The sequence below is a fragment of the Kribbella sp. NPDC050281 genome (assembly GCF_040655855.1).
Taxonomy (GTDB): domain Bacteria; phylum Actinomycetota; class Actinomycetes; order Propionibacteriales; family Kribbellaceae; genus Kribbella.
Map to the genome: position 1 here is coordinate 1 of NZ_JBFAKS010000100.1, position 1,713 is coordinate 1,713.

The following is a 1,713-nucleotide window of genomic DNA, read 5'->3' on the forward strand; positions in this document are numbered from 1 at the left end:
CGCCTCCATCGCCGCGATGGGTGCCGGCATGGAGGAAGCCGGTCGTGAGCGGGACTGATCTCATGAGTGAGGGCCAAGGCCAGCCGGGCTTCGATGGCGATGTCGTCGGCCAGGTCGGGGTAATCGAGCTCGTCGTCCCAGAGGTGGAGCGTCGCGCTGGCGGCGGCCAAGAGTTCGTCGGCCTTGATCTGGTTCCAGGCACCGCGTGAGTGTCGGTGCAGGAAGCGGGCCAGTCGGGTTCTGATGCTCCTATAGATGTCAAGCGGCGGATTCTTGATCGTTTTTGGTGATGATCTGGTAGAGCTCGCGGGCGATGTAGCGTTTGAGGCAGCGGATGATCTCCTTCTTGGAGAGTCCCTCTTTGGTGCGTCGTTCCATGTAGGCGCGGGTGCGGGGGTCCCAGCGCAGGCGGACCAGAGTGATGCGGTAGAGGGCGCAGTTGGCTTGCCGGTCACCGCCTCGGTTGAGGCGGTGGCGGTGGGTCTTGCCGCTGGAGGCGGGGATGGGGGCGGCGCCGCAGAGCATGGCGAAGGCGGCCTCGCCGGCGAGCCGGTCGTGGTTTTCTCCGGCGGTGACCAGGAGTTGGCCGGCGGTGTCGGGGCCGACGCCGTGGGTCGCGATGAGGTCGGGGTTGATACTGGTGACGAGTGGTTCCAGGAGCTCGTCCAGGTCGGCGATCTCGATGGTGAGCTGCTGGTGGCGGCGGGCGAGGGACCGAAGGGCGATCTGCGCGGCGGTGGCTGGGCGGGCGGCGTCGGTGCGGTCCGGACGCAGGGCCGCGCAGGTGGTGATGAGCTTGGCCAGGGGCAGGCCGCGCAGTCGTTCGCGCAGCTCGGCCGGGGCGGTGACGATCAGTGCCTTGATCTGGCGCTGGGTATCGGCTCGCTGGTCGACCGCGCTGCGGCGGGCGACACGCAAGTTCCGCAGGGCCTCGATCCGTCCGTCCCGTTGCTTGGGCAGGCCGGTCCGCTCGCCCGCCAGGGCCGCCTTGGCCGCTTGGATGGCGTCGATCGGGTCGGACTTGCCCTGGAACCGGCGGGTCTTGCGATCAGGCCGGTCCACCTCGACCACCTGGACCTGCCGCTCGCGCAGCAGCCGGGCGAGCCCGGCCCCGTAGACCCCGGTCCCCTCCACCCCGACCATTGCCAGGCGCCCGAACGAGCACATCCATGTCAGCAGGGCCTCATACCCTGCCGATGTGGCCGGGAACTGCTCGGTGCCCAGCACCCGCCCGATGAGATCAATCACGGCGGCGGTGTGGGTGTCCTGGTGCGTGTCGACGCCACCGGCAACGTCGAAGTCCGGCTCGTCATGCGATGTAATGGAGGGCATCGTCGTCCTGTGCTCTTGACCATGGGCAGGGCGGCACGCACCAGCCGGGCAACGCGGACAAGACAGAGAAGGGGCCTCTGGCCAGGCTCCTATAAGGTCACAACGCCACGTCCAGTGAGTGCGCACGAGCACCTCCCGGCCGAAGCCGACAGATCCCGTTGAAGACCCGAAGTCAGTCAGTCGGTGGGTCAGACCTCGGCGGGAGGTGCTCACCTACATCATCTCTGTCAGCCGGTGCGGTGGCGGCGGGCCCACGCGCGGCGGGTCTGGGCGCGCCAGGTCAGGAAGTCGTAATGGCCGCCGAAACTCGCCCAGGCGATGCCCATCAGCAGGTTCCAGCCGAAGTGCAGGCTTGGCACCGCGGCGTACTGGTTGACGAAG

Annotated in this window: 2 protein-coding genes; one reads left to right on the forward strand and one right to left on the reverse strand. The window is 68.2% G+C overall.

Annotated features, from left to right (window positions below; translation table 11 throughout):
- Positions 1-209, forward strand: a 209-nt coding sequence (locus tag AB0I34_RS44085; protein WP_360458706.1) for a hypothetical protein, incomplete at its 5' end; no start/stop codon positions are given.
- A gap of 49 nt (positions 210-258) precedes the next feature.
- Here AB0I34_RS44085 and AB0I34_RS44090 read toward each other — a convergent pair.
- The gene (locus AB0I34_RS44090; RefSeq protein ID WP_360458709.1) at positions 259-1,323 is read right to left on the reverse strand and encodes an IS110 family transposase; all 1,065 of its coding nucleotides are present in this window, start codon (positions 1,321-1,323) and stop codon (positions 259-261) included.
- Positions 1,324-1,713: the final 390 nt, after the last annotated feature.